Origin of the sequence: Proteiniphilum propionicum, from assembly GCF_022267555.1 — a bacterium.
In the GTDB taxonomy this organism is placed as follows: domain Bacteria; phylum Bacteroidota; class Bacteroidia; order Bacteroidales; family Dysgonomonadaceae; genus Proteiniphilum; species Proteiniphilum propionicum.
The window spans coordinates 172,984-197,672 of the sequence record NZ_CP073586.1; the positions used below are offsets into that span (position 1 = coordinate 172,984).

The window sequence follows — 24,689 nt, forward strand, 5'->3', positions numbered from 1 at the left end:
AAGATACTCCCCATTAAAACCCGTTCGCCGTGAGAGTGGTATTTCCCTAACTATGTAGTAGGAATTATATTATGTTTAAAATTACAATTCATGTTGTATAATCAGGAACGGGACGATGCAAGGATCAGCGAGTCTCCTTTCAATGCTAAAACCTGTTGTGCGCTTTGCAGGCTGTCCAGTTGAAGCATCACCCGTTGCTGAACAACCCGGAAGCTATCCATCAGCTCCTGTTTCACAGGTCGACTGGGTGGTGACTCTATTGTGAGAGGGTTCACCGGACGGTTGTGCTTATGTACACGAAAGTCGAGATGAGGCCCTGTTGACAATCCGCTTGATCCTACATAACCTATAACCTCTCCCTGCTTCACGGAACTACCCCTGCCGATTCCTGAGGCAAATCGGCTCAGGTGCATGTAGGTGGTAGTATAGGTTGAATTATGGCGTATCTTTAAATAGTTCCCTGCCCCACCGGACTGATACCCTTTTTCTATAACCAGTCCATCGCCTATTGTTTTGACGGGTGTACCCCTGGGCGCAGCATAGTCCACCCCATGATGAGGCCGGTACCGCTTGAGTACCGGATGATAACGTGAATTGGAAAAACGGGACGAAATACGAAAAAAATCGAGTGGCGCTTTCAGAAATTCTTTCCGCAAGCTGTTTCCACTCACATCAAAATACTCCCTTGTGGAATCCTGTTCGAACGGAATCGCCGGGAACATCTCACCCCTATGCGTGAAGACAGCACCCTCTATTGATGATATTTCCACCATTGTGGTATCATCGATGTATGCTACATCGTACATCAAACGGAACGAATCGCCCTTCTTAATATCAAAAAAATCGATCTGCCAGGCGTACAAATCAGAAAGCGCCAGCGCGAGCAATGCCGAAGCACCGGAATCTACTATGGCGTTCCACATGGAGGAGGTGATCACCCCTTCGGTATATTCCCGCCTGAGAGTCACCGGTTTTGTATCTTCATAGGCTACAATATCACTGGAACTGAGATCCACGACTGCATAAGCTGTCCGCGATTTTTCAAACACAAGGTACTGAATAGTTGCCAGAGAGTCCCGTGTGGTAATGGTTGCGTACTTGTTCCCTATTTGTAATTTTGAAAGAGGCAGAAAGGGTGAAACTACCTGTGTTATCTCCTCACTTTCTTTACCCGTAAATCCTAAATTTACGAGTATAGTGGAGAGCAATTCTCCTTTTTGAATGGTAAAATGGTTTACTTCCAGGGAATCCAAGCAGATCCCGTATTCGGATACCAAACATGTTTCTTCCGGAGTTTCTGTCTCCTGTTGTCCCTTGTCCCGTGGAACACAAGCACCTAAAGCCGCAACCAACCATATAAACGCAACCCAAACCGATGTTTTTCTTCTTCTCTGAAACATTATATTATTGCTTTTACCAAATTCCCGACTTTCAACTGGAATCAACTAATAATAAATGAGATACGATAAAATACATACCCCAAAAATCGGGAATAAAAATGACTTAAAACAAATCATTCTTGTTTAGAAATAGAAAATAACAAGTTCAAAGATGCAAAAAATTATCCGAAAAAGAGACAAAAAAACATTTTTTTCATTTCTGCGACTTTTGTTATATGTTAAAAAAACCTCCACTCTCTTTTTTTACCTCGAACGGACCTCTTTCCTCATGAACGAAATATATGCCAGTTTGAAAAAGAGAAGCGTTATTGCAAGCAAGCCAGTCAGCTGCGGCTACACCAACTGAAGGCTTTGATCCACAGAAGGCTTTGATCCAAGGGAAGCGGACAATCTGGCCAGGCATTGCCATGGGCTATGGCCCCAACAATTTTCCTGCCACGTTGAGATTGTAAGCCATAACATTCTACTTGGAGTAGATTCGGTATCCCCATGGCACTAACTCCATTTCATCAACTGATACCGCCTGACAGGCATCGGGAAAAGATGAGAATCCTTCTCCCGGAATTTTTTCGTTGAACTTTACTGTAACCGACTTGTTGCTGAAATTGAAAACGCATACCACCTCGTTTCCGTTGTTTACACGGCGGAACGACCAGACATGTATGGGACAATCGTTGGTTATCTCCAACATTTCACCATCATGCTCGGGCGCCATCAACGCATTGTTATCCTTTTTAAATGCGTTTAATCGCTTGTAAAAAGAGGTAAATCCCCCGGTATCGGCCCAATCGATTGAATCTTTCTCAAAGAACTGTAACCGGCGGTTCAAGCCCACCTCTTGTCCGCTGTATATCAACGGCATACCCGGAAGCATATAGGTTAGCACGGCAAATGTTTCTGCAGCATCGTCGCCCATACGCTCAAACTCAGTACCGTTCCAGGAATTCTCATCGTGATTAGAGGTGAAAAACATCGGGACAGCATCGGGTGAAAAACGGTTGTTCATTCTCAAAAGAGATAATCGCAGTGAGTCTGCATTCTCCTTGCCCTGTGCCACCATATTCATCTTATGATGAAAGTCCCATGCATAATAGGCATCAAAAACGGTCTCATTTAGTTCCGGCTTTTCGGCCTCAGCCAACAGAAAAATATCAGGATTCAGAGAGAGTAATGAATCTTTGGCCTCCTCCCAGAAGCCAGTAGGTACTTCGCCTGCCACATCGCAGCGGAACCCATCGATACCGGTTTCACGAACCCAGAACATCATCGCCTCTATCATTGCTTTTCGCATCTCATGTTGACTATAATCCAGCTGAGCAATATCGGTCCAGTCGTACATGATACTCAAGTCCCCCAGGCTGTCTCTCAAGTACCAGCCAGGGTTAGCCTCAACCCACACGGCATCGCGCGATGTGTGGTTTGCAACCCAATCGAGAATCACCTTCATTCCCATCTCCTGCGCCTGCCTTACAACCGACTTAAAATCATCAAATGTGCCAAACTCGCTGTTTATCTGAGTATAATCCCTGACAGAGTAATAACTGCCGAGAGTACCTTTTCGGTCTTTTTCCCCAATACTCTGTACCGGCATAAACCACAAGATATCAGCGCCCAGCTCCTTTAACCTTTGCAGTTGCCCAGAGAAAGCGCTGAATGTACCTTCCGGTGTAAACTGACGGATATTAACTTCATAAATGACTGCATTGTAAACCCATTCGGGATGCGCATTATTTATGGTTATTTCATTCTCCGCTTTATTTTTATTTCCACACGAAAGCAATAGTGAAAGCGTGAGAAGTGATAGAAATAATTTCTTCATATGATAATTCATTTTTCCTTTTTTTCTATTATTATTAGCCATGTATGGCCAGATTAACTTTTCTTTAACCTGTATACATCATCCCTATCCTGTACAAAAAAGATGCTAAATGCACCAAGGATAAGAGAAAAGCCCGCCAGAACCATCGTCTTTATAACTTGTCCCTCGAAAATCTCACTGGTAATATATCCAAGGATACTCGCCGCCAGGATTTGGGGAATTACAATAAAAAAATTGAAAATACCCATATATGTCCCCATCTTATCGGAAGGGAGAGAGCCGGTAAGTATGGCATAAGGCATAGATAGGATGCTGCCCCAGGCAAATCCTACGCCTATCATCGGTATAAGGAGCATGGTTGGGTCTTTGATAAAAAAGAGAGAGATAAAAGAGATTCCGCCTGAAGCAAGAGCTATTGAATGGGTAGACTTTCTGCCGATCTGTTTTGCAATAACCGGAAGCAGAAAGGCACTAACGGCAGAGACTGCATTATAAACAGCGAACAGTACCCCCACCCAGTTAGCTCCCTGATTATACAATTCTGATGAAGAATCGGTTGTTCCATACACATGTTGCGTTATCGCCGGAGTGGTATAGATCCACATTGCATAAAATGCCAGCCAGGAAAAAAATTGAACTATAGCAAGTTGCCCCATGGTACCTGGCATGTGAAGCAGGTCGTTCATTATACCTACCATACCTTTCGGTTCGGGCGATTTTTTAGTTATAAGTCCCGACAACAGCAAGATAATTCCAAAAACAAGAAGCAGGCCGCCAACAATGTAGAGTTGTTTATTCTGATCTGCTAATCCCGAAAACATAATAAGCAATGTGGCAGCAAGTCCCACAACCGTCCATATAAGCCCCTTTCTAAAAAACTGAGGAGATGTAACCGGTGGCTTCACTACAGCTTTAACACCAGTGGCCTCCTCTTTTTCTTTCTCAAATGCTGCCAGTTCTTCGGGGGAGTACTCTTTAGAGGTTAGTACAGTGTACAACACCGAAGCAAAAAGCACCACGCCACCAATATAGAATGACAGCTTGACCGATTGTGGGATAACCCCTTCCCCGGCAGTATTTGAAACACCAAACCAGTTTGTGAGAATGTAGGGCAAAGCGGAAGCAATTACGGCACCGGTACCAATAAAGAAACTCTGCATTGCAAACCCCATTGTTCTCTGCCCGGACGGAAGATTGTCACCTACAAAAGCCCTGAAAGGTTCCATAGAAATGTTGATTGATGCATCCATGATCCACAGCATACCTGCAGCGATCCAAAGATGTGGAGAGTTGGGCATAACAAACAGCGCCATCGTGGTAAAGATTGCTCCTATCATGAAATAAGGCCGGCGCCGGCCAAAACGGTTCCAGGTTTTATCACTAAAATGGCCGATAATTGGTTGAACTATGAGTCCTGTAATAGGTGCGGCAATCCAAAGGATAGGTATGTCTTCCACCCTTGCACCCAGGGTCTCAAAAATACGGCTTACATTTGCGTTTTGCAGAGCAAAACCGAATTGAATGCCAAGAAATCCGAAACTCATATTCCAGATTTCCCAAAAGGAAAGATGTCTCTTCTTCATATTAGAATATTTGGAACAAATATAGCGAGCATTCTACACTAAAACCATAATAACAGATATCAATAGCTTATTTTCCCACTGCAATCGAGTGCATTATCTGACGGCTGCCTGGTAGAGTCTTTAACCACCAGTTCGGTTTTAATCAGACGGCTGACAACACCTTGTTTTGTTTCTTTTCCTTCAATACGGTTGATAAGAAGGCGGGCAGCTGCCTTACCCATTGCAAAGCCATGCTGGTCAACTGTGGTAATCGTGGGATCAGTTACTTCAGTTATATAGCTATTGGTAAAACCGCAAACCGATATTTCTTCAGGGATAATGAATCCGGCAGACTTTACAATCTGCATGCAATAGGCAGCCACCTCATCATTTATGCAAAAAAAAGCATCGGGCACGGGATCAAGCCTCAGTAACTCCGGTATTATCTCCTTCGCCAGCTCAACAGTATCACACACCCTGCTTATGTTTTTATCTACAGGCAGTTTATGCTTAAGCAGTGCATCCTCATATCCCATACGCCGGTTGTTTGCAATAGGCAATGAATGTGTTGATCCCAAGAAGGCTATGCGCCTGCATCCTGTCATTATTAGATGCTCCACAGCATTAAATGCGCCCGCGTAATCATCAACCACCACTTTATCGGTATTGATCCCAGTACATATACGATCAAAGAAAACAAGATGGATATTATTATCAATAATTTCCTGAAAATGGTCGAACTTGTTGGTGGTTTTCGATTGCGATGCCAGAATACCGCACACACGGGCATCAAGTAATGTCTCAACACTTCTCACCTCTCGCTCATAATCCTCATTGGAGTGACAGAACAGAAGATTGTAACCTTCACTTTCCGCCTCGTACTGAATACCGGAAAGCACAGTAGAAAAGAAATAATGCACTATCTCCGGCACTATTACACCAATAGTGTTATTCCGGTTGGTGCGCAACAGCATGGCCAGAGTGTTGGGCTTGTATCTATGTTTCTTGGCATAATCTTGCACCAGCTTTCTTGTTTTCACGCTGATTGCAGGATTGTTTTTCATAGCCCGCGATACAGTGGACGGTGAAAGCTTAAGCGCATTAGCGATATCTTTTAAGGTAATCTGGGCCATTTTAAATTTCTTTTCTCAAAAATATAAAAAAATTGAGAAATAAACAATATTTAAGTAAAATTTTTACCGAATTGCTGTTAACTGTTTTCCCCAAAAAATGTTTCATGTAAAACAAACATTTTTACGAAGATATTTCCTACATTTGTCCCTATTAGTATCATTGAAATATTATGTCTGAAAACAAAAAATTAACCCTTAACATCCAATCGGAGATTGGTAAGCTTGATGCCGTATTGATTCATTATCCCGGTACTGAAGTAGAGAATATGACTCCCCGCAATGCTCAAAGGGCACTATACAGCGACATCCTGAATTTATCCATAGCCAGAAAAGAGTTCGACCAGCTTCAGGGTGTTTTACATAAAACCTCTGTTGTGTATGAAGTATCGGATCTGTTGACGAAAATTCTGGAACATGAAAATATGAAAGAGGGCCTTCTGCGAAAAATATGCGATATGGAACAGGTATCCGGCTATTTTAACTACCTGATGGAGCTCCCTGTATCCACTCTTGCAAAAATTTTGATTGAGGGGCTCCCTATGCGAATTAATACTCTGACCGATTTTCTGAGAGATGAGTATTATGCTTTGAAACCTCTCTATAATTTCTATTTTACACGTGATTCGTCGGCGATCATCGGTAACAGCACAGTGGTATGCAAGATGGCCAACACCGTCAGGATGAGGGAATCACTGATAATGGATGCCATTTTCAGAAGTGGACTCTTTTTCAACACAAACGTATTGAATGTATATGAATTATCACAAAACGACCCTTTGGTTAGGATTGAAGGAGGCGATGTGCTGGTGGTACGTGACGATATACTACTTATTGGAAACGGGACAAGGAGCAGTACACAAGGGATAGATCTGCTGGTTAAGGAGTTCTGCAATTCAGGCACAGGGAGAAAGCATGTTATAATACAAGAGTTGCCTGAATCGCCTGAATCGTTTATTCACCTCGATATGGTTTTCACACTGCTCGACACCAACAAGGTTATGATTTATAAACCCCTCATAATGAACAATACTCCATATCAGACAGTTCACATGCAGATTGATAACGGAAAAGTGGTCAAAATATCATCTGCCGGAGGAATACTGGGCCTGTTAAGAAAGCTGGGGCTCGATCTGGAACCGGTTATCTGTGGTGGAAAAGCTGACGACTGGGATCAGGAAAGGGAACAGTGGCACAGTGGCGCCAACTTTTTAGCTATTGCACCGGGAAAGGTACTATCGTATGCACGAAATATCCACACACTTGAAGAATTGGACAAGAACGGGTTTGAAGTGGTCACGGCCCGGGATGTAATCAACAACAGGTACGACCTGAATTCATCGAAAAACTGCGTTATCACACTCGAAGGATCTGAACTGCCACGGGGTGGCGGGGGGCCCAGATGTATGACAATGCCGTTGAGCAGGGCTATAATATAGCCTTTATCTCTTCGAGAGAATATACCGTAAAGGTTGGTTCAAATTCAAGTGCATTTTTTCTCATTGGATTGAACCATATCTGATCAATGCAGCTGTTGTATGCACCCACTATATCGGCCTCCCAGCTGTCACCAATCATCACTGTCTGGTCGCGTCTCGAATTGGTATTTGTCAACGCATGGGTAAACATACCGACGTGCGGTTTGTTAATACCGGCGTCCTCAGAAAGAATGATCTTATCAAAATAGGGCCTTAATCCTGAGTTTTCAATTTTTTTGTACTGCACCTCTCTGAATCCGTTGGATAGGATATGCATACGGTACCTTGGTTTCAGATACTCCAGCAGATCTATTGTGCCATCAATAAGCCGCGTTTTGCGTGTAGTCCTCTCCAGAAAATCGTCGCTCACTCTTTTTGCATATTCCGGATCATCAATTCCAAACTCTCTAAGCGGTACAAGGAACCGCTCTACAATAAGTTGATCTTTTTTTATATTACCCTTACGATACATTGACCAGAGATGATTATTGGAGGGCATATACACATCGTAATACTCATTAAATGTTAAGTAAAACCTGTTGTATCCATAATCATGATAGATCTCCTCAAGACACTCCTTCCCGTTGATATGTATATCCCAGAGCGTATCGTCGAGATCAATAAAAAGATTTTTGTATGCCATAATAAAAAATCACGGAGTGACTCTGAAACCACTCCGTAACTTATTTTTCCGGTTAAATAAACTCAGCTCACTTCAATAATCAGATACTTAGTCAGACTCCAGAAACGCTGTGTGTCAGTAATCTGAAAGGTTAGATTGCCATCGCCCCCCCTCACAAACTCATAGGTTCCTTCAGGATGGGTTGACCACAACTTCCCTTTTTTCGCATACAGAGGAATTTCAGTCACTTCTCTGATATCGATCTTTAGAAAATAATCTTTATTGAAGGTATCCTTCAACACACGTGTAGGTTGCAAAAATCCGCCGGATAGAATCTTCTGATCCTTCAGCTCATTTCCAGTCCCGAAAACATAGTATGCGGTATGCAGAGACCTATCTTGTTCCTTAATAGTTACCGACTGCTGTTCGGCTTCCTGTGCCAAAGAGGTAATATCCTGAGAAAGCTGAACAATCTGCTCATCCCTGAGTGCAAGCTGTTCCTGTAAGACAGTCAACCTGGAAGCACTCTCCTTCATTTCATTGTTTAACCGGTTAATGGTGTTTTTTAACGATGCAATCTCCTTGTTACTGCTACTGAATTTTTTATTCAGTTCATTCAATTGAGACTTGTTACGCTGAAGGATCTCATTGATCATCTTAAAATTCTCATTAACACGGTCCTTGGTAACCTGACTCATTTCTCCACCTTGTGCCGACTGTGTTGAGATATAGTTCTCAGCCTCTCTTATCTTGGCAAAATTTGCCTCCACCTCACTAATCACGGCCATCATTTCAACAGCCTCTGCCTCTGCGCCTGCCGATTGCATAAGCAAGGAATCACGCTGAGCCTGAAGCTCTTTATACTCTTTCGATTCCTTTACATTTGTACATGAAACGATAAGTCCCATTACAAAAAACGGTATTAACACTTTTTTAATTTTCATAACGATTGTTGTATTTTTTCTTTATATTGCATCTAACTTTTGCATTAAACGATATCACAGTAAAACTATTTACTTTAAAGGGTGCAGAAAAGTTTACCCCGAATTAATTATCATTGATAATCTTTTATTGTTCTAATCATTATCATACTCGTTTCATACGATTGATTACACTTGAGCCCACTTTAATGAATCGTTTTGTGAAAAATGATTCTTTATTTTCAAGTGATTATGATGTCTAATCTTCTAATTTGAGACTTTTTCAAGCAGACTCACACTTTAATTATTAAACGATTGAGAATATTAAATAGTTTGATCGTAAGCAATTTAATCATTTTCCACTTACTACAATTACAAATTCGCCCCTCGGCTCATTCTCTGTAAAATAGGATACCAGCTCAGAGAGCGTCCCTCTTACTGTCTCTGCATACATTTTTGAAATCTCCCTCGATACCGATGCTGCACGGTCACTCCCAAGATTTTCCGCCAGCTGGGAAAGTGTTTTCACAACCCGATATGGCGATTCATAAAAAATCATGGTCCTTTTCTCTTCCTCAAGCTGCTTAAGCCTGGTCTGCCTTCCTTTTTTATGCGGAAGGAATCCTTCGAAGCAAAAGCGTTCGGCTGGCAATCCCGATTCCATCAATGCCGGGACAAAAGCTGTAGCACCGGGAAGGCACTCCACATCTAAATCTTCCTGTATGCAAGCCCGTACAAGCAAAAAACCGGGATCGGATATGCCAGGTGTGCCAGCATCAGAGATAAGCGCAATGTTTTCACCTGTTTTCAGCCTTTCAACAACATGTGCAGCAGAATGATGTTCATTAAACTTATGGTGCGACTGCATATGTGTATCAATACCATAGTGCTTCAACAAAAATCCGCTCGTGCGTGTATCTTCAGCCAGAATAAGATCACACTCCTTCAGGACTTTTAGCGCTCTTAACGTTATATCCTCTAAATTGCCTACGGGTGTGGGTACTACATAAAGTTTTCCCATCGCTGCAATATTTTGTTACTCAAACACTATTTTTATAACTCTTAGAAACTCCTTCACGGTTTTATCCTCAAAATTCCATTTACAATTCTCCATCAAATACTTTTCGGCATCTTTGTAGTTTTTAAATTCATTCAGGGAGTTCATTATATCATTCATCTCATCACGGTTGTTGTTGAAAAGTTCTCTCTGGAACAAGAAACGATCGTTAAGGCTGATGCTCCGCTTCAGATCCAGAACAGTAGGTGGTGCCTTAATAACATCATTCAGGGAAAGAGGTGTCATCTTTTCATCAGATACTTTTTCTGAAGAAGATGGTTTTGGATCCTCAAAGGACTGTGTTGCACCAGAGGTGCGTGGATTTTTATACTCCGGAAAAACAATACCCTTTGCAAATTTATTACCTTCGCAAGGTTTGCTTTTCTCATTTGTTTCAAAAAAGTTTTTTCTGCTATCACCAGACTGGACTGCAGACTTATCCGAAGATATTTCTTCAGCAACAGTGCTATCCTTTAAAGAGTTTTCAAGCTTCTGTGCATCATCGCCGTTCTTTAACCCGCTAGCTGCATTTTTACTGCTTTCAGTTTCTGAGAGGAACAGCACCAGCCGCTCCATCTGGCTCTTCATCTCATCAATCTGCAAGAGCTCCAGCTCATGAATCATTCGTGACATCTTCTCCATCCTATTGAAAGATTCACTAAAAAAAGAAAAAGGCAGCGAATTACTGTCTCTGATGGACAGTACACTCTCCTCCAAAGCTCTCAGTTCGTTCAGAAGCCTCTCTGTATATTCTTTCCTTTTTTCCAACATTCGAAATTAATTTATCGAGAATTACCACTGAGAGTCAACTATTAGTGACTACCTCTGTTTATGATACATACAAAAGTAATCAATATTTAGAATGCTCAACAAAATCATCAGGTAAATTCACAAGATATAACTTTTGAGAACTCCGGGTTATGGAGGTGTAAAGCCATCGATAGAAGTTATCGCCCATATACGATTCCTGAATGTAACCCAGATCGAGAAAAACATTTTTCCACTCACCACCCTGTGCCTTGTGGCAGGTAACAGCATATCCGTACTTTGCCTGCAAAGCATTGAAGTAGGGATTTGATTTTACTTTCTTATATCTTAAACGCTTTTGCGGGATATCGGCATAGTCTTCAATTACACTTGAAAACAGCTGATCGCTCTGCTCGCGGGTAAGTCCCGGGACTTCAGTATGAAGTGCATCAAGTATTATCTTTGCCTCAAACTCCATATCGTAGTCGCGGTGATATAATAATGCATTGCAAAACCTAAGTCCATACATATCCTCCTCTCCCCTCACACGCACTACCTCAACAAACTCTCCGTTAGCTATAAAATCGAGGTTCTCGAAATTCTCTACCCAGTAATAGTTATTTCTTGTAATCATCAGAATATCTCCTGAAGATAGTTCGTTTTCACGGAAAAGGACTCTGCTCCTTATGCCATTATTATAAGCGTTTACTCTTTTATTTGAGCGGGAAATAATAATGGTCTCCTCAATTCCGTCTATACGATATGCATTTGATATCTCATCAATCAGTTCCATTCCTGTTATTCGCTTCACATCGGAAAAACCATCCACCCTTAGTTTTGGATATTCATCGGTGAGATGAAACCTCAATGCATTTCTCAACGCCGTGGCATTGCACAGTATACCCGACTCCTCCGTCTGCCGCACAATCTCAGTGAGTGTTGCCTCGGTGACCTGCAGCGAATAAGACTGCAACACATCTTTTTCAAGTGCGGGACTGTACTCCTGCTTTACCGGTGGCAGCTGTGCATTGTCACCTATAAGCAGCATCCGGCACCCTTCGGCTGAATAAACGTACTCAATAAGATCGTCCAATAACCGCCCTGTTCCGAATATCGAAAAATCAAAAGATTCATTATTAATCATTGATGCCTCATCAACAATAAAAAGCGTATGTTTGTGCAGATTATCCGTCAATGAGAAAAGAGGTGTTCCTTCAGCAAATTTCTGCTGGCGATAAATCTTCTTGTGAATGGTATATGTCTGCTGTTCTGAATAGTTAGAGAAAACCTTTGCTGCACGTCCTGTAGGTGCCAGCAGTACGGTTTTTTGCCCAAATTCCGACATTGTCTTCACAAGGCTGCCTATCAGGGACGATTTTCCCGTTCCTGCGTAGCCTGAAAGCAAAAATATTTGATCACCAATTTCAGAAAAAAGAAAATCTACAATCTTTTCCAAAGCATTCTGTTGGTCATTTGTGAAACTGAATGGGAAATATCCGCTGATTTTCTCAATAAAAAACCGTTTTATCATTTTTTTTGGTATTTTTTCCCGTAAAAGTAGCACAATTATCATTCTTTTTCTAAATTTGTAGTCTAAAATCAGATAATCAAAATTAAAACAGTATAAATATTAAAAAGAAAAGTCCATGAAAGTTGTGATGAAAGTGCTTCTAGCACTAGCCATTGTTCTTTTAGCGTACGTTAGCTGGAGGAGTATCCAGGGTCCTATTGAATTCAATGCCGAAGTTGCAAAACGTGACAGGGCCGTTATCCAGCGTCTAGTGGATATCCGCACTGCACAGGTTGCCTTACGTTCTCAGACAGGTTCTTACACCGGCAGTTTTGAAACACTTATTGATTTCGTAAAAGGAGGCAAAATAGCAACACTTGTGAAATCGGGCGATCTTACCGAGGCTCAGCTGGAAGCTGGCATGACAGAAGAAAAAGCCATGAAGATTATCAATTCAGGCAATGAAAAAGCAATCAAGGATGCAGGCCTTTGGGACGACGCAAAGAGTGGACCTCAATTAACAAGGGATTCAATTTTTTCTCCTGCAGTTGAAGTGTTGTATCCTAATCGCACTAGCTTCAGTGCCGACTCTTTGGCATTTGTTCCCTACGGAGAGGGGACAAAATTTGAAATGGGTGTTGATTCACTTATTACTGCATCGGGATATCACATTCAGGTGTTCGAGGCAAAAGCACCTTACACCGTTTATTTGGGCGACCTTGACAAGAAGCTGCTGAATCAGAAAATACAGGAAGTACTTGATCGCCCCGGGAAAAAATATCCAGGAATGCAGGTTGGCTCACTCGAAGTTGCTAATAATAATGCCGGTAACTGGGAATAATTGACTGTCCCTTCCAATAATTATGTTTTTACCGGAAAATATCGATTTAGCTCACTCCGAAAATTATAATTTATCCATTCGGTTAACGCCGGATGGATTTTCTTTTTCTATATACAACCCTTCCGACCCCTCAATCTTTTACTTTCAGGAGACAGGCCTGAGCTGTAAATTATCATTCATTGATAATATAAAAAAAGTAATCTTCGATCTAGGTTTTTTCAGTCAGGCATTCAATAAAACCACTGTAACCATGGTTACAAGGGACTATACAATTGTTCCTACACCATTCTTCGACAAAAAACAGGCAAAAGAAATATTCGATTTTAATTTCTACAACAGAGATGGTGCCATACTCACTGATACCTGCTCAAATGAAGAATATCATATTGTTTTTCAGGCCGACCGGGATGTTTATTCATTCCTGTATCGTAATTTGTGGAATCCGCATTTCCGTCATCACTGCTCTCCACTGTTGTCATTGTTCGAAAACTACCGGGACAAAGACAACAAAAGTTGCTGTTTTGTGAATTTTCACGATAGCTACGAAACCATAATATGTTACTCTGAAAATGGGCTTCTATCGGCAAACACTTTTCCTGCCGTTAACCATCACGACTCCACTTATTGCATCGCAAGTGTATGGGAGAGATTGGGATTGAATCAAACAACCGACAAGCTCTATCTCTCAGGAGATGCCGATTCTCAAAAAACAGTCACCGATATTCTAAAAAAGCTAATCCGGCACGTTGGCACTATTGAGTTGAATCCTGTTACAGTGCTAACCGAAGAGCAGAGAAGAACAATACCTACCGATATGATTGCAGACCTATGCGTATAATAAGCGGGAAATATAAATCAAGAAGGATTCAGGTGCCGCCCAATTTGAAGGCTCGTCCTACGACCGATTTTGCCAGAGAGAGTCTTTTCAATATTCTGAATAACAGGGTATACTGGGAAGAGACCTCTGCACTTGATCTTTTTTCCGGCACAGGAAGTATTGCCCTTGAACTGGTTTCCAGAGGATGCCCTTATGTTGTGAGTGTGGAACAGAATCAAAACCATTTCAACTTCATTTGCCGTACCCAGGAGATGCTTGGAGCAAAGGAGCTGTATCCAGTAAAAGCAGACGCTTTTAAATATTTACAGTCACTCGGGCAACAGTTTGATTTTATTTTCGCCGATCCGCCTTATGAACTTCCGGGTATCGACTCACTGCCTGCCATCATCTTTGAAAAAAAACTCCTTAAGCCGGGTGGCCTTTTTGTGCTGGAACATTCCAAAAAATTCAATTTTTCACTTCTACCTCATTTTAGTGAAGAGAGGGTGTACGGCAATGTACATTTTTCATTTTTTACATTTTAATCCTGCAATAATTTATCTTATTTTTGCAGCGCATTTGATAACAATTCGGTAAAAAATTAGAAAAACCTCATAATCGATCAGCTATATACAAAATAAACCTAGCAAAAAAGCTGCAGCTATTTTTGCTGATTGTAAAGGTGTTTAAAATATTTACCGAAATACTTATTTAATAAAAAATGAATTTATTATGGACAAAAAACAATTGAACGTAGCGAAGGTATTTCGTTTTAAGCGATTCGCCCGCAAGTCTTACAGCGTTTTCAACAGTCTCCACAAAACCGTTACAATCGGTGTTTTGTCGGGTTGCACTTTGATGAGCGCCCATGCAGTATCGGTGGAACCCATGGAACAGATTTATGTGGAAATGTCAACAGACTCCATTCCCCCGACTGAACTTGATGAAGTTGTGGTTACCGCATCAAAGGTTAATCTACCATTGAGCCTGGCAGCCAAGCAGGTAACAATTATATCAAGACAGGAAATTGAGCGGGCACCCGTTCGCAGTATAGAAGACCTTCTGAATTACGTAGCAGGCGTAGATATCCTGCAGCGCGGGCCGCACGGCGTACAGGCGGACATCTCTCTTCGTGGCGGATCATTCGATCAGACGGCCATCCTCCTAAACGGTGTAAACCTCACCAACCCCCAAACAGGACATTACAGTTTTAACATTCCGGTCAATCTGTCCGATATCGAACGTATCGAGATCGTGCATGGGCCATCATCCCTTGTGTATGGTGCCGGTGCATTTTCCGGCGGAGTGAATATCATCACCAAAAAAGATTCCAGATCTAACGGGATTGCAAAACTGGAAGGCGGAATGCATGGACTCTTCGGTGCAGAAGCTCGGGGTGCACATAAAACAAACAGTTCCTTCCATTCTTTATCGGCTGGGTACAAACATTCGGACGGATATATTAGAAACAGTGATTATAACATATTGAATCTTCTCTGGCAAAGCCGATTCAATATCAACGGCTCTCACCTTGATTTTCAAGCCGGGCTGAACGATAAGAAGCAGGGAGCCAACACCTTTTATAGTGCCGCATATCCCAACCAGTTTGACGACACAAGGGGTGTTTTCATATCGGTCAGGGGAGAGACGGCCGGAAAGCTGAAAATTATCCCACACCTTTACTGGAGTCGTCATTTTGATGAATTTCAACTAATACGTGAAGGTACTCCCGACATACCGGACTGGTATAAAGATCACAATTATCACAGGAGCGACGTTTTTGGTATGAACATAAATATGCAGTATGCCTCTCGTTGGGGTATCACAGGCTTCGGAGGAGAGTTCCGCAATGAAGGTATCATGAGCAGTGTGCTGGGAAGACCTATGGAAGAAAAGAACGGAAAATATACAAAATCGGATAACCGCAGCAACATCAGCTTTTTTCTGGAACACAATTTTATCTTCAACAAGCTCACCTTCTCGATAGGTGGTTTACTTAATCATAATACTGCTGTTATCAATAAATTCGACCTCTATCCGGCGCTGAACGCGTCATACAGGCCTTTTGAGCTGTTAAAGTTTTATGCCTCGTGGAATAAAGCTTCGCGTATGCCCACCTTCACCGATCTTTATTATACAACTAAAACACACATCGGCAACAGCAACCTTGCATCCGAACAGTCCGAAGCATTTGAAACCGGTGCAAAATACACACATCCTGTGGTAAAAGGGAGCCTTGCAGTTTTCTACCTGAAGGGGAGAAATATGATCGACTGGGTAAAACCTTCTCCCGATGCTTTATGGGAGTCCAGAAATCACACCAAACTAAACACAAAGGGTTTTGAAGCCAACCTTGGTCTGGATCTTAAGGAATTGTTAGGTGCTGATCAGCCATTTAGGTCCATCAATACCGGATATATGTATCTTTACCAGAATAAGGTTGAAGATGAATTGATATCCAACTACACGCTGAATCATCTCCGCCACAAATTCACTGCAACCCTTCATCACGAAGTGGTGAGGAACATCACCTTGTCGTGGAATTTCCGCTGGCAAGAGCGTGCCGGGTCTTATGTAAAATATGTTGCCCTTCAGCCGGGAGAACGGGTGGAGTTCACTCCATTCGCTTTATTGGATGTAAAGGCAAATTACACTCTCCGCAAATTTGATCTATTTGTCAACGCAAACAACATCTTCCACACCACTCATGTCGATTTCGGCAATATTCCCCAACCGGGATTCTGGTTGTCTGGCGGGGCAAGTGTTCAATTTTAAAATCAGCGTCTTTAAATATAATGCTTCGTTAAAACTTCATTTATAATACTGACAGTCAATAATTTATGCCAAATCTTCAGAAAGCGCCATAGTCTATTGATATTCAGTGTAATAGAAGAACTGTTTTAAAAAAATTACCGAAGTATTGATAATAAGAATTTAATGCTGTTACAGACTTATTGCCCCCGTGTTAAGGCAGGCAATCTGTGCTGTAGCAGCTTTTTTTTGATAAAACCTTAAAAGGACAAGAGTTGCCCAAACGCAATACCGTAAATTGCCTTTGGTAGAATAAGATCAAAATCGTATATTTGATCTTTGAGTCCTCTCCGAAAACCTCAAAACTCATTTTTATTGGTTTGCAACTTATTGAAAATCAATGTTCATATTGTGAAATTTTCAAGAAAAAAGACTTATCGGAGGAGACTCATCTTTCATCAATAAAAATCCAAACAGTACCGATATGTTTCAAAAACTAGTTGCGATAGAGCCTGTCAGTTTAATTCCTTCTGCAGAAAAAAAACTGCATTCATTCGCAAAAGAGGTTATCCTCTACCCCGATATTCCAAAAGATGATCATGAGATTGCAGCACGAATAGGAGATGCCGACGCAGTATTGCTTAGCTATACCTCCCAACTTGGGAAGGCCTCCCTTGAGCAATGTTCCAATGTGAAATATATAGGCATGTGCAACTCTCTTTACTCTCCCAAGAGCGCCAACGTGGATATCACTTATGCTAATAGCCGGAATATAACTGTTACCGGCATCCGGGATTATGGCGATGAGGGCGTGGTGGAGTATGTAATCAGTGAGTTGATACGATGCCTGCACGGTTTTGGCCAAACACCATGGGATGGTGTGGCAAGGGAGATTACCGGTCTGAAAGCCGGAATTGTGGGACTGGGTAAGTCGGGGGGCATGATTGCTGATGCTCTTCACTTCTTCGGTGCAGAGATATCATATTTTGCCAGGAGTGAGAAGGCTACAGCCAGAACAAAAGGGTATCGTTTTCTTCCATTAGATGAACTGCTTGAAGAGAGCGAATCGGTTTTTTGCTGTCTCAACAAAAATACAGTTTTATTACACGAGGCCCAGTTTGAAAAGCTGGGTAATAAGAAGATTCTATTCAACACGGGACTCTCCCCTGCATGGGATGAAACATCTTTTTTGAAATGGCTCGAAGGCGATAATATATGTTTTTGCGACACAGTAGGTGCCTTGGGAGGCGAACATCTAATCGACCACCCGAAAGTGCGCTGCATGCGGGTATCTACCGGACGTACCCGGCAGGCTTTCGACCGGTTAAGCAAAAAGGTATTGCAGAACCTTTCCGTCTATACCGGAATAGAGTTGCTATAAACGCCGGTCAAACGGATAGAAGCCTTTAATAAAAAAGCGACTGGCCGCTTCTCATCAACCTGTTCAAAATCAAAATACAATGGGAGAAGCAATGTTTTGCAAGGTGCTTACCACCGACCAGGCGGCAATTTCGGGAGTGGCACTAAATACATCAACCACAGCGTGCACCTGATCGTTCTTTATCTCCACCCGCTGCCTGTCGCCCGTGAAATCTGGAGTCGACTTCATAGTCACCTGTAAGTTCTCCGGCCCAACGGTCGCCAGTGAGGCAGCTACGGCCACATTCAAACCGGTGGGAAAAGTTTCAATTGCTTCACGGGTTGTACCGGAAAAAATAACCTTATTGCTTGTTTCCATATCAGGAGTGTAGAAGGAAGACTCTCTAAGTGCCTTCACCCCTTTCACATTCAGGAATCCGGCAGCTGCATTACCCATGAGGGTGGCTGTTCTGAGCACATCAAATCCTCCCGTAGCACCGGAGGCAATATAAACACGCGCACCGTAGTCTTTTGCAGTTCTCTTTACCTCCTCGCAAAAATGAGTATCAGCCAAAGCCCCGATAGATAGTGTAACGATAGACGTACCGTTTTTAAGTGTCGGCAATGCAAGCTCCTTCATTGCTGCTGGAGATGCAGCCTCCACCAGAAAATCTGGTTTTAAAGTGAGCAGCTTTTCCAGCGATTTGCATGCTTTGCACTTATACCCATGCTTCTCCATCTTTGCGGCAAGTCGATCTGCCTTTGCCGCCGTTCTCGAATAAACACCAATCAAAACATAGCCGGGCAACAAGCCCTTCAATAGCGCATCAGCCACAATATCCGCCAGATAACCGCATCCAACAATCACTAATTTTTTCATAGCTGCAAAGTTAGTGTCTTTTAGCTGAATGCCCAAACACCCTTCATGAGCAATCTACACATTGCCTGTCCATAAATATACAATATCACATTCTTTTTCAGTATTACAGCATACAAATTAAAATTTTTTATTCGAATCATTTTTGCTTAATTTGCATTTATATTTATTTTAAATACATTTTATAAATTTGGTGAAAATAGAGAATGATATTGCTTTAGTTTACAATCTCTATGTGGATGATCTGTTCACATACGGAACCTACCTCGGTTTTAATGGAGAGGTTGTAAAAGATGCAATACACGATATTTTTGTGAAAATAACTATTGATAGAGATATCCTGAACGACGTATCAAATATAAAGTTCTATCTTCTCAGATCACTAAAAAATAGGCTAATAGACATATACAAACGCCAGAAAGGACAGATTCCCCTTGAAGAGATTGATGCAGCGGTGGAAGTCCCATTCAACATACATGTAAACGTTGAGGACCTTATAATTGAAAGAGAGGAGAAGATACAGATAAAAGCTGATATAGAACAAATGCTCAATGCTCTCACCGACCGGCAGCGCGAAATTATTTATCTCCGCTATGTACAAGAGTATGACTATCTGCAAATTGCCGAACTTCTGCAAATCAGTGTTCACGGCTGCCGCAAACTTGTATCGAAAGCTATCCTCAGCCTCCGTGAAAAATTTGGATCCCTCACCCTGCTTTTGGCTCTCTTATCGTAATCTCATTTGGACATGACTTATATTTATTCTTTTGCCTTCATTCTGTAACTGCTCTGCTAATGATCCTTTCTTATTTTATCACCACACATCATAATATCAAGGAATTTGTTCTTCTTCTCGGATTTCATCATTTCCCAGCTACTTTTACCTGTCATTTTTAATCTTCGAATGTTAAATTTACAAGATTTTTCAAATACAAGGGGATAAATTTTTCCCGTAGTCGTCTATTTAATAAACGCGCTTCTAACTGGTATAAGCCGCATGAAATGAATTTACGATGCCAACTTATATACGATATACCGATTTTCTAAAAGACAAGCAGTTTATCCGGTGGCAACTAGCCCCGAATAGGGAGCTAGAAGCGCATTGGGAAGATTTTATCAAAAAAAATCAACACCTGAACTATGAACTTCAACAAGCGATTGATTACCTTAAAACAAACGGACTGAACAAAAGCACCTTAAACGAGGATGAACGGTTACGCTTGTTGAATGAAATTAAATCCACCGTCGAACGGTCGTTGAAAAAAACAAAACACCGCCGGCTTATCCAACTCTCCGTTGCTTCGTGCGCTGCTATAGCCCTACTTATTATTGGATTAAACCACTTTGTTTTTCAAGAAAAAGAAACCCGATTTTCACCGGAACAAGAACTCATAGTTGGAAATCTATTAAACAATGAAGATATTCAACTGATTACGGACGAAGATTCGTTGTCTTTTCAAAACGATGTACAGGTAGAATTCTATGAAAGCGGAAAAGTAAAAATCACACATGGTAACAATGAAGAAAAAACCGCAGAATTAACTGGAAGTAAACAAAATACACTAATCGTTCCGTACGGAAAACGCTCCACACTTACCCTTTCCGACGGTAGTAAAGTATGGCTTAACTCCGGATCCGTTCTCGAATTTCCAGCACAATTCGGCAGCAAAAAAAGAGAAATACGTCTTACATCCGGAGAGATGTACATCGAAGTGATACCCGACAGTCAAAAACCGTTTCACGTGCATACCTCCGATTTTAACGTAAAGGTGTACGGCACCAAATTCAACGTCTCGGCATACGCCGACTCCCCTCGATCGGTTGTGCTGGTGGAAGGCCGGGTGAGTTTGCAACCCGTGAATAAAAAGGAAACCTTTTTGTCACCCAGCGAACAGGCTGTTTATTCAGACAACGGAACCTTCAACACGCAAAAAGTAGACGTGACTCAGTTTATCAGCTGGAAAAACGGTTACCTGGAATTCGATAAAACCCCCATGACGGAAGTACTGAAACAGATCGGAAGATATTACAACCTCTCTTTTGACTTCGACAACGATGTGAATCTACAGAAACGCACCTGTACCGGAAAGATCTTCCTTTCAGAAAACCTGGATAACGTAATGACCACGGTAGGACTTCTTTCCTCAACCAAATACATAAAGGACAACAATCAAGTATTTATAATTAATGAACCCTAATTAAACTTTAAGCCTATGCACAAAGATAGATGATAATAAAAAAACAAAAAGCCGAACGATACCGTGAATATCGTCCGGCCAGATTGAATTTAATTACCTTGATTATTAATAATTAAAATCATACAAAGATATGAATAAACATTGTATTGAGGGGAGAGAACCCCTCAATAATTTAATACGCGTTCTAAAAATCATGAGAATAACCCTGTCCTTCTTGTTTTTTTGCATACTGTTTTCATCAGCGTCAAACAGTTATTCGCAAAAACTCACTTTTAAGCTAAGATCAACCTCAATAAAGGAGTTATGCAATGAGATTGAGAAAAAGAGTAATTATATCTTCGTTTTTTCCGATAATAGCGAAGAAGCATTGGAAAAAAAAGTAAACGTTGAAGCCAACTCAAAGAACGTAAGGGAAATTCTGGACGCAGTATTATCCGAGACTGGACTTACGTATAAGATTTTAGACAAACAAATCGTTATTTACGAATCTACAAAAGTTGCATCATCCAAAACTGTTAATGAAGCGAATGTCGTCACCCTGCAACAACCAGCTAAAAAACAAATAACCGGTAAAGTGGTGGATATACAAGGAGAAGCCATAATTGGAGCAAATATTTTTGAAACCGGGACAACCAATGGAACCGTTACCGATATAGATGGAAAATTTTCGCTAAGTGTGGAAGATAATGCTAAAATTCGTATTTCGTATATCGGATATTTAGGGCAGAGTATTAATACCGATGAAAGAACGAGTTTTAATATTGTACTGTTAGAAGATACACAGGCATTGGATGAGCTTGTGGTTGTAGGTTACGGGACACAGCGGAAAATTCATATGACGGGAGCTGTTTCCCAAATTACGAATAATGATTTAATGAAAGCGCCGATGCAAAATGTGTCAAATATGCTTACAGGTAAAATCCCCGGATTAACAAGTATCCAGCGCTCAGGCAAGCCAGGAGAAGATGGTGCCACTCTTTATATACGAGGTCTTAACTCGTTCACCGGGAACAATGGCCCAATGATTATAGTGGATGGCGTTCCCCGTCCGTTGGATTATATCAACCCCAACGATATTGAGTCGGTTTCAGTTTTAAAGGATGCCTCCGCAGCTATATATGGCGTTCAGGGAGCGAATGGAGTGATTGTAGTTACTACCAAATCGGGTGGAGAAGGACCTGCAACAATTGCATATGATGGCTCTGTCACATTTACACAAAACACAGCGATGCCCGAAATGTTGAATGCTGCGGATTATATGTACTGGCACAATAAAGCCCGGTCAATGGATGGCCTTACGCCAATCTGGACTGCTGATATTCAGAACAAAGTGATGAGGAATGATCCAAACAGTGTTTGGGGTGAGACTGACTGGTTAGACAAAATATTCAGACTCGGCGTCATGAATCAGCATAATTTATCTGCAACAGGAGGAACGGAAAGAACGAAATACTATGCAAGTCTTGGAATCATGAATCAAGAAGGTACAATGATCAATACAGATTTTACTCGTTATAATATCCGCACCAACCTGGATGTGAAAGTCGCAAAAAATATGAAAATGACAGCCAGTATCGCTGGTTATCGTTCCGACCGTAATTGGCCCGGGACTGCCATTAGCATTCAGGGGGAATTCAATCCGGTTAAACAGACTATCCATTCCGTTCCGGTATTAAAATCTGATTTTAATGGTTATCCGGTAGCATGGAACGGTTCAACCTATCTGGTCAACGGTTATGCTGCGCTAACAGAGTCAGGATATAAACGACAAAACCGATGGAATATTGATTCAAATGTAAAACTTGAATATGATTTCTCGGATCTGGCAGCTGCCTTAAAAGGATTAAGAGTATCCATATTTGGAACCTATAATTACCAGAATACCGTTGATTCTAATTATGACCGTTATTATGAACTCTATTACGTGAACCAAAAGTTTGATGAGGGTGTCGGTGGTGCCAGTGGATTTCTTCCTGGCAATGGATATGCCAAGTCTGCGTCGTGGGGTGACACCTGGCTTGTTCGACCACGACTGGACTATTCTCGTGACTTCGATCAACATTTTGTAGGAGCTATGATCTCATATGAAGCCAAAAAGAGCTATTCAAATACCATGACCGGTATAAAAAGAGGTTACTATAGTGATAATCCGGTTGATTTGTCTCTGGGTACAATACTACCGGAAACACCTATTACCGGTTCACATGCTTTTTCAGGCGGTCAACTCTCCTGGCTGGGTCGTTTCAACTATGCATACAGTGCAAAATATCTGGCAGAAATGGCATTCCGTTATGACGGATCTTACATTTTTGCACCGGAAAACCGATGGGGGTTCTTTCCTTCGATTTCATTGGGTTGGGTTATTTCAGAAGAAGATTTTTTCAAGAGTTCACTACCAATGATAGATTATCTGAAAATAAGAAGTAGCTACGGAAGAAGCGGAAATAATAGTGTTTCACCTTTCCAGCATTTTTCGCTCTATGCCCTGGCCAACAACAGCATGGTCCTGGGGAACCAGGCAATCTCTCAATTTTATTCCACCAACCCCTATGTATACCATGATCTTACCTGGGCCACAACCAACAATTACAACGTGGGCATTGACTTCGATATGTGGAACCAAAAGTTAGGTATGGAGTTGAACCTGTTTTATAAACTGACCAAAGATATTCTGGAAGAACAAAGCGGCAACTTCCCTTCTTCACTGGGAGGCTTCTATCCGAGATTCAAAAATTCCGGGAAAGTGGAAAACAAAGGTTTTGAACTCACACTCAAACATCACAATCGGATAAACTCCGATTGGAACTACTCTGTAAGAGCTGACTTTGCTTATGCGCGCAACAAGGTGCTTTCCCGCATCATCAGTGACAACAGGCCAAATTACAGAGCTATCGTCGGCGAATCAATCGGAGTCAGATACGGTTACAAAGCTCTGGGACTCTTTCAGGATTACGAGGAGATTGAGAATTATCCCTCAGCCCCGTCCGGATTTCTCAGACCCGGAGATTTAAAATATTTGGATGTGAACGGCGACGGAATCATCAACGCTCAATATGATTACATCAAAACCGGTTATGGTCCCATACCTGAAATAAACTTTGCTCTGAACATGGAGATAAACTACAGAAACTTTTATGCGACTATGTTATGGCAAGGAGTCACTCACACCGACTATGAGCTATCCGGTGTATATGATACAGGGGTGACATCATCCACGGTTTATACCGCGCCTTTCAGCGCAAACGGGAACTCCCCCTACTATCTTGTCGTGGATGCTTGGACTCCCGAAAACAGAAATGCTAAATACCCGCGTCTTAGCACCGTGAGCAACGGAAACAATGCGTGGCAATCAACATGGTGGGTAGTGAATGGAGAATATTTACGACTAAAAAATGCCAATATCGGGTACAACATTCCTAAGACATTGTTGAAAAATACTCCTTTTAGTCGCATCAATATTTATTTAGCCGGCACTAATCTGCTCACATTTAGTCATTTTAAATATGTTGACCCGGAAAGTCCATCTGTTAGTAACGGATACTATCCGCAACAAAAAACATATGCAATGGGGATTAATATAACATTTTAAAGGAAGGAGAAA

At 41.7% G+C, this 24,689-nt stretch carries 19 protein-coding genes; 9 read left to right on the plus strand and 10 right to left on the minus strand.

Features of this window, described 5'->3' with window-relative positions:
- Window positions 1–101: 101 nt before the first annotated feature.
- The 4 genes from KDN43_RS00590 to KDN43_RS00605 all read right to left on the minus strand — a co-directional run bounded on the left by KDN43_RS00590 (window position 102) and on the right by KDN43_RS00605 (window position 5,914).
- The gene (locus tag KDN43_RS00590) at window positions 102–1,400 is read right to left on the minus strand and encodes a M23 family metallopeptidase (RefSeq protein WP_238867768.1); all 1,299 of its coding nucleotides are present in this window, start codon (window positions 1,398–1,400) and stop codon (window positions 102–104) included.
- A 463-nt stretch (window positions 1,401–1,863) separates the two neighbouring features.
- Complete coding sequence (locus KDN43_RS00595; protein ID WP_238867769.1) at window positions 1,864–3,219, minus strand: alpha-amylase family glycosyl hydrolase; 1,356 nt, start codon at window positions 3,217–3,219, stop codon at window positions 1,864–1,866.
- Window positions 3,220–3,272: 53 nt separating this feature from the next.
- Window positions 3,273–4,802, minus strand: coding sequence for an MFS transporter (locus KDN43_RS00600; protein ID WP_238867770.1), 1,530 nt, complete (start codon window positions 4,800–4,802; stop codon window positions 3,273–3,275).
- Window positions 4,803–4,861: 59 nt separating this feature from the next.
- A complete protein-coding gene (locus KDN43_RS00605) occupies window positions 4,862–5,914 on the minus strand; it encodes a LacI family DNA-binding transcriptional regulator (protein ID WP_238867771.1) in 1,053 nt (350 codons plus the stop codon).
- Between the two features lie 170 nt (window positions 5,915–6,084).
- On the opposite strand from KDN43_RS00605, the gene KDN43_RS00610 reads away from it, so the two are divergent.
- A complete protein-coding gene (locus tag KDN43_RS00610; protein ID WP_238867772.1) occupies window positions 6,085–7,350 on the plus strand; it encodes an arginine deiminase in 1,266 nt (421 codons plus the stop codon).
- On the opposite strand, the gene KDN43_RS00615 is transcribed toward KDN43_RS00610, so the two are convergent.
- The 5 genes from KDN43_RS00615 to KDN43_RS00635 all read right to left on the minus strand — a co-directional run bounded on the left by KDN43_RS00615 (window position 7,340) and on the right by KDN43_RS00635 (window position 12,266).
- Window positions 7,340–8,032, minus strand: a complete 693-nt coding sequence (locus tag KDN43_RS00615) for a YjjG family noncanonical pyrimidine nucleotidase (protein WP_238867773.1) — start codon at window positions 8,030–8,032, stop codon at window positions 7,340–7,342. The genes KDN43_RS00610 and KDN43_RS00615 overlap by 11 nt on opposite strands.
- 62 nt (window positions 8,033–8,094) lie before the next feature.
- Window positions 8,095–8,955 carry a Cbp1 family collagen-binding glycoprotein adhesin gene (locus KDN43_RS00620; protein ID WP_238867774.1) on the minus strand — a complete coding sequence of 287 codons (861 nt, stop codon included), beginning with the start codon at window positions 8,953–8,955 and terminating at the stop codon, window positions 8,095–8,097.
- Window positions 8,956–9,283: 328 nt separating this feature from the next.
- A complete protein-coding gene (gene rsmI / locus KDN43_RS00625) occupies window positions 9,284–9,952 on the minus strand; it encodes a 16S rRNA (cytidine(1402)-2'-O)-methyltransferase (protein ID WP_238867775.1) in 669 nt (222 codons plus the stop codon).
- Between the two features lie 15 nt (window positions 9,953–9,967).
- Window positions 9,968–10,759 carry a hypothetical protein gene (locus KDN43_RS00630; protein ID WP_238867776.1) on the minus strand — a complete coding sequence of 264 codons (792 nt, stop codon included), beginning with the start codon at window positions 10,757–10,759 and terminating at the stop codon, window positions 9,968–9,970.
- 79 nt (window positions 10,760–10,838) lie between these two features.
- A complete protein-coding gene (locus tag KDN43_RS00635) occupies window positions 10,839–12,266 on the minus strand; it encodes an ATP-dependent DNA helicase (protein WP_238867777.1) in 1,428 nt (475 codons plus the stop codon).
- 115 nt (window positions 12,267–12,381) lie between these two features.
- On the opposite strand from KDN43_RS00635, the gene KDN43_RS00640 reads away from it, so the two are divergent.
- The 5 genes from KDN43_RS00640 (at window position 12,382) to KDN43_RS00660 (ending at window position 18,035) form a co-directional block, all read left to right on the plus strand.
- Window positions 12,382–13,086, plus strand: coding sequence for a hypothetical protein (locus KDN43_RS00640; protein ID WP_238867778.1), 705 nt, complete (start codon window positions 12,382–12,384; stop codon window positions 13,084–13,086).
- 22 nt (window positions 13,087–13,108) lie between these two features.
- Window positions 13,109–13,924, plus strand: a complete 816-nt coding sequence (locus KDN43_RS00645; RefSeq protein ID WP_238867779.1) for a DUF3822 family protein — start codon at window positions 13,109–13,111, stop codon at window positions 13,922–13,924.
- Window positions 13,915–14,448 carry an RsmD family RNA methyltransferase gene (locus KDN43_RS00650; protein ID WP_238867780.1) on the plus strand — a complete coding sequence of 178 codons (534 nt, stop codon included), beginning with the start codon at window positions 13,915–13,917 and terminating at the stop codon, window positions 14,446–14,448. The genes KDN43_RS00645 and KDN43_RS00650 overlap by 10 nt, the downstream gene beginning before the upstream one ends.
- Window positions 14,449–14,635: 187 nt before the next feature.
- On the plus strand, window positions 14,636–16,678 hold the full coding sequence (locus tag KDN43_RS00655; RefSeq protein WP_238867781.1) for a TonB-dependent receptor plug domain-containing protein: 2,043 nt from the start codon (window positions 14,636–14,638) through the stop codon (window positions 16,676–16,678).
- A gap of 460 nt (window positions 16,679–17,138) precedes the next feature.
- The gene (locus tag KDN43_RS00660; protein WP_238867782.1) at window positions 17,139–18,035 is read left to right on the plus strand and encodes an NAD(P)-dependent oxidoreductase; all 897 of its coding nucleotides are present in this window, start codon (window positions 17,139–17,141) and stop codon (window positions 18,033–18,035) included.
- A 69-nt stretch (window positions 18,036–18,104) separates the two neighbouring features.
- Here the strand turns inward: KDN43_RS00660 and KDN43_RS00665 are convergent, their stop codons facing one another.
- On the minus strand, window positions 18,105–18,893 hold the full coding sequence (locus tag KDN43_RS00665) for an aspartate dehydrogenase domain-containing protein (protein ID WP_238867783.1): 789 nt from the start codon (window positions 18,891–18,893) through the stop codon (window positions 18,105–18,107).
- A 190-nt stretch (window positions 18,894–19,083) separates the two neighbouring features.
- Here KDN43_RS00665 and KDN43_RS00670 point away from each other — a divergent pair, with 190 nt between their 5' ends.
- The 3 genes from KDN43_RS00670 to KDN43_RS00680 all read left to right on the plus strand — a co-directional run bounded on the left by KDN43_RS00670 (window position 19,084) and on the right by KDN43_RS00680 (window position 24,677).
- Window positions 19,084–19,626, plus strand: coding sequence for an RNA polymerase sigma factor (locus KDN43_RS00670; RefSeq protein ID WP_238867784.1), 543 nt, complete (start codon window positions 19,084–19,086; stop codon window positions 19,624–19,626).
- Between the two features lie 277 nt (window positions 19,627–19,903).
- Window positions 19,904–21,088 carry a FecR family protein gene (locus KDN43_RS00675; RefSeq protein WP_238867785.1) on the plus strand — a complete coding sequence of 395 codons (1,185 nt, stop codon included), beginning with the start codon at window positions 19,904–19,906 and terminating at the stop codon, window positions 21,086–21,088.
- Between the two features lie 193 nt (window positions 21,089–21,281).
- The gene (locus KDN43_RS00680) at window positions 21,282–24,677 is read left to right on the plus strand and encodes a SusC/RagA family TonB-linked outer membrane protein (RefSeq protein ID WP_238867786.1); all 3,396 of its coding nucleotides are present in this window, start codon (window positions 21,282–21,284) and stop codon (window positions 24,675–24,677) included.
- Window positions 24,678–24,689 lie beyond the last annotated feature (12 nt).